Annotated in this window: 4 protein-coding genes; 1 reads left to right on the forward strand and 3 read right to left on the reverse strand. The window is 75.8% G+C overall.

All coding sequences use genetic code 11. The features are described 5' to 3' along the window. Positions 1-1578, forward strand: a 1578-nt coding sequence (locus GL263_RS21685; protein WP_228456729.1) for an ATP-binding cassette domain-containing protein, incomplete at its 5' end; no start/stop codon positions are given. Positions 1579-1635: 57 nt separating this feature from the next. On the opposite strand, the gene GL263_RS21690 is transcribed toward GL263_RS21685, so the two are convergent. The 3 genes from GL263_RS21690 to GL263_RS21700 all read right to left on the reverse strand — a co-directional run. After that, positions 1636-2016: an STAS domain-containing protein gene (locus GL263_RS21690; protein WP_182857420.1), complete on the reverse strand. Its 381-nt coding sequence runs from the start codon at positions 2014-2016 to the stop codon at positions 1636-1638. Continuing rightward, positions 2013-3119: a cobalamin B12-binding domain-containing protein gene (locus GL263_RS21695; protein WP_182857421.1), complete on the reverse strand. Its 1107-nt coding sequence runs from the start codon at positions 3117-3119 to the stop codon at positions 2013-2015. Before GL263_RS21695 ends, GL263_RS21690 begins: the two co-directional genes overlap by 4 nt. Before the next feature lies 1 nt (position 3120). Then, on the reverse strand, positions 3121-4821 hold a 1701-nt coding region (locus GL263_RS21700), incomplete at its 5' end, for a PP2C family protein-serine/threonine phosphatase (protein WP_323379514.1).

Below are 4821 nucleotides of genomic sequence, written 5' to 3' on the forward strand. Positions count from 1 at the left end.
GTCCTGCACGACGTCTCGGTCACCGTCTCCGCCCGGACGCGCCTCGCCGTCGTCGGCGAGAACGGCCGCGGCAAGACCACCCTGCTGCACCTGCTCGCCGGCCTCCTCACGCCGGACGAGGGCACCGTGCGGCGCGCCGGCACACTCGGCCTCGCGCGTCAGGAACTGGCCGCACGCGACGGCGAGACCGTCGGCACCCTGACGTCGGAGGCGCTGGCGCCCTCCCTCGCCGCCCTCGCCGCACTGGAGGAGGCGACCCGTGCCATGGCCGACGGCGACCGCGCCGCCGGCGACCGGTACGCCGCCGCGCTCGACGCCGCGACCCGGCTCGACGCGTGGGACGCCGAACGCCGTGTCGACGTCGCGCTCGAAGCGCTCGGCGCCTGCCCCGAGCGCGACCGCCCACTGGCCGCGCTCTCCGTCGGACAGCGCTACCGGGTCCGGCTCGCCTGCCTGCTCGGCGCCCGGCACGACGTGCTGCTGCTCGACGAGCCGACCAACCACCTCGACGCCGCCGGACTGGACTTCCTCACCCGCGGCCTGAGGGAACACCACGGCGGCCTGGCCGTCGTCAGCCACGACCGGGCACTGCTGCGCGACGTCGCCGACCGGTTCCTCGACCTCGACCCGAGTCGCGACGGCCGACCGCGCCTGTACGCCGGCGGCTACGACGCCTGGCAGGCCGCCCGCCGACGCGAGCGCGAGCGGTGGGAACAGGACCACGAGCAGCAGCGGCAGGAGCACCGGCGCCTGCGCGACGCCGTCTCCCGGGCCCGCGACCGGCTCTCCACCGGCTGGCGACCGGAGAAGGGCACCGGCAAGCACCAGCGCCAGTCCCGCGCGCCGGGCGTCGTCCAGGCGCTGAAAAGGCAACAGGAGGCTCTGGAGGCGCACCGGATCGACGTGCCGCAGCCGCCGCCGGCGTTCCACTGGCCCGACCCGGGCGTGCGGCCGGGCGCGCCGCTGCTGCGCGCCCACGGCCTCACGGTGGCCGGACGGCTGGCCGACGCCGTCGACCTGACCGTGGACGGCGGCGACCGACTACTTGTCACCGGCCCCAACGGGGCGGGTAAGTCCACGCTGCTCGCGGCGCTGGCCGGCGCGCTCCAGCCGACCGGAGGGGAGGTCCGCACGGCGAAGGGAGCCCGCGTCGTGCGGGTCACCCAGGAGACCGCGGAGTGGGAACCCGGACTCACCGCCCACGAGGTGCACCGCCGCCACGTGGGGCGGCTTGTCGCCCGAGGCGTGCTCCGCGACGCCGACGCCGTTCCGCTCGGGGCGCTCGGCCTGCTGGACGGAGACGGTGCGCACACGCCCGTCGACCGCATGTCGGAGGGGCGGCGGCGGCGTCTGGACCTCGCGTTGGCGCTGGCCGTGCGGCCGGGAGCGCTGCTGCTCGACGAGCCGACCAACCACCTGTCGTCCGTGCTCGTCGACGCGCTGACCGAGGCGATCCGCCGCACCAGCGCCGCCGTGGTGGTCGCCACTCACGACCGGCAGCTGCTGCGTGACCTCGCGGACTGGCCGCGCCTGGAGCTGGACCCGCCGGGCCGGCGGCCGCACCACGGGGAGGGCTGACCTCGGGACGCCGAACCGCCGGCCCCGCCTCTCGGTTCGGGGGCCGGCGGTGGTGTCTCAGCCGCCGACGGAGTCCTCGAGCGGCCCGCGCGCGCGGTCCGCGAGGTGCCCCGCGTCCAGCAGGAAGGCCGCCAGCCCGGTACGCCGCAGCACGGACTCCTGGTGGGGCGTCACGTTCCGCAGCGCGAGCGTCACACCGGCCGTGTCGCTGTGCCGCTTCGCCATGATCAGGACGGACAGCCCGGAGGAGTCCAGGGTCTCGACCCCGCCGAGGTCGATCACCAGGGTGTCGCCGGGGGAGAGGTGCGCCATCTCGTGCCCGACCACGCCGCGCAACTCCGGCGCGCTTTCCATGTCGACATCGCCGCGCACACGCAACAGACGCGTCCCGGGCGGTTCGTCGTGGACGTCGACAGTGAAGGGGGTCCCTTGGGTCATTCCTGTTCCTGGGTCGAGCCGGTGAGGGCGAGGCGTCCTTCGGCGATCATCGCGGTGGCGCGCGGGAACTCGCGGAGTTCCGCGGCGAGAGCGTCCAGCCCGGCGGTCAGCAGCCGTGCCGGAACCCCTCTGGGCCGCAGCACGTTCGCGGTCCAGACGAGGAATTCTGTCATCAGCGACGAGTCGTCCACGTAGAGGGCCGCGGTGAGGAAGTCGACGAGGTGGCCGAGGTCCTCGTGGGTGAGGCGCAGCTGCCGGGCGTCGTAGCCGGCCGCCTCGGGGTGCCGCTCCCGCAGCCGGGTGATCATGGCGGCGACAAGCGGCGCGTAGGACTTGCGGAGGTGGGTGTACTCCTGGTCGGCGAGGTGCGGGAGGCGGTCGGCCGGGTCGCTCGGCAGCCGGGGGGCGGCCGCGAGCCCTCCGGCGCTCCGCGCGGCGAGCCGCTCCGCGGCCAGTGGCGCGCTCGGCGCCCACATGTCGGCTCCCAGCGTCCTCGCGTGCCGGCCGTCCGGGCCGAAGCCCGCGCCGCCGGCCAGTACCGGGACCCCCACCGACTGGCAGGCGGTGATGGCCGCGTGGGCGCCGGGCAGGCGGACGGGCACCGAACACGACAGCGCGACCGCGTCCGCCCCGGTGGTGTGGAGGTGCAGCACAAGCTGGGTGGTCGGCACGTTTGCGCCCAGGTAGTCGACCCGCCAGCCGCGCAGCCGCAGGGTCTCGGCGACCAGCCTGGCGGGCAGGGCGTGCCACTCCCCGTCGCCGCAGGCGACCGTGACCCGGCCGCGCACCGGAGCGTGACGGGACCGGGGTTCGGGCACCGCGAAGGACAGGAACGCGATGGCCCGGTCGCTGATCGCGGTGGCCGCGTGTTCCTCCGCCACGCTCAGACGGGCGGCCGCCCACTCCTCTCCCACCCGGGCCTGGGCCGGGCCGATCACCTCCAGCAGCACCTCTTCGGCGGACGTGTCCACCTCCAGCGCCCGCCGGACCACGGTGAGCGCGCCTGGCTCGTCGGCCGCCGCGACGGCCTCGAAGAACGCCTCGGCGGGTGGCGACAGCCCGGCTTCCGGCAGGCGCAGCCCGCCGGGCGAGGTACCGGTCATCTCACCGTCCCGTTCCCGTATCGCTCTCCTCGACCGCGCGCAGCCGGCGGTGACGCGGCGCGCCGACCGCGAGCAGCGCCATGTCGTCGCGCGCTCCCTGCCGCAGCCAGTCCGAGGCGAGCATGTCGACCCGCTCCACGGTGGCCTCCACCGGCAGTGCCCCGCACTCGCCGAGGACGTCCCGCAGCCGCTCCTCCCCGAACATCGTCCCGTCCAATCCTCCACGCGCTTCCGTGATGCCGTCGGAGTACAGCAGGCACGCGTCGCCCGGTCCCAGGCGGACCTCCCGGGTGCGGGCCGTGATCCGGGGCAGCGCCCCGACGAGGGTGCCGTCGAAGGCCGCCGGCTCGACGGCGCCGTCGGTGCGGACGACCATCGGGCTGGGGTGGCCGGCCGCGGTGACGCGCAGCCTCACCCCTCCGTGGGGGAGCGGAGTGGCGCCGACGAGGACCAGCGTGACAAAGCGCGCGTCGTCCGCTTCGAGCAGCGACTCGTTGAGCAGGGTGAGGAGCCGCAGGTGGTCGCTCTCCACCCGGTGCAGGGCGTCGAGGGTGTTGCGGATCTTCCCGGTCAGCACGGCGGCCGACGCGCCCTTGCCGCACACGTCGCCGAGGAACAGGAACGTCTCCCCGCCGGGAGCGGCCGCCGGGTGGACGTCGTAGAAGTCACCGCCGATGCGGTCGGCCTCCAGCGCCGGCCGGTAGGCGGCGGCGAGGTCCAGGCCCCGCACGGTGGCCAGCGGTGGGGGCAGCAGCGCCCGCTGGAGGACGGCGGCGGTCTCCGCGGCGTGCGAGTACAGCGAGGCGGCCGAGACGGCGGCGCCGGCCCGCGCCGCGAAGACCCGGGCGTGGACCTCTTCCTCCTCGTCGAAGCGCGCCTGGCCGTGCCCTCGGACGAGGACAAGCGCGCCGGCCGCGACCCCGTTGCCCGGCAGCGGGGTGACCACCATGGAACCGGATTTGTCGAAGCCGTCGGGCAGCAGCCACGCCGGGGTCTCCTCCGGACTCACCCAGCGGGCGGGCACCGGGGGGAAACCGGCCATCGCGTCGGCCAGGCCCGGCACCTCGTGCACGTCCTCGGCGAGGCCGCGCTGCGCGACCACCTCGCCGCCCCGCGCGAGCACCACCTCGATCCGGTGGCCGCGTGGCGCGACGACGGCGGCGACCTCGGCGAGTTCCTCGCTGGCGAGCGAGGCCGTCAACCGCAGGCAGCGTTCCCAGTTGAGCGTGGTGAGCAGGGAGGCGGAGGCCCGGACGAGGAAGTCCGAGCGCTGCCGTTCGGTGCGCCAGCGCTCCCGCCAGGAGGTCCGTTCGCCGGCGTACATCAGCCAGGCGCGACGGCCCCCTGGGAGGTCCACGCGGTCCGCGCTGGTGCGACGGCCGGGTGGACCGTGCTGGGCCGCCCGCCGCCCGGTCCCGTCCGCGTCGGCGAGCCAGGCGGGCAGCGCCTCGGCCACGGTCGCCCCCGGCGTCGCCCGAGGCAGCAGCCGGGAGGCGGCGGGGGTGACGAGTGAGACGCGGTGGTCGGCGTCCAGGACCACGACGGAACCGACCTGGGTGTCCAGCAGGGCGTGGACCGCCGCCTCGTTCGGAGGGCCGTGGCCGGCGGGTGTCGTCGCGTCGGGTGTGGGGGCGTCGGGTCTCGTGACTTCAGGTGTCGTTCGGGCACCGCACGGCGGCGCGGTGGGGGCGCGCTCCGGCAC

The organism is Streptomyces durbertensis (assembly GCF_014156695.1).
Classification (GTDB): Bacteria; Actinomycetota; Actinomycetes; order Streptomycetales; family Streptomycetaceae; genus Streptomyces; species Streptomyces durbertensis.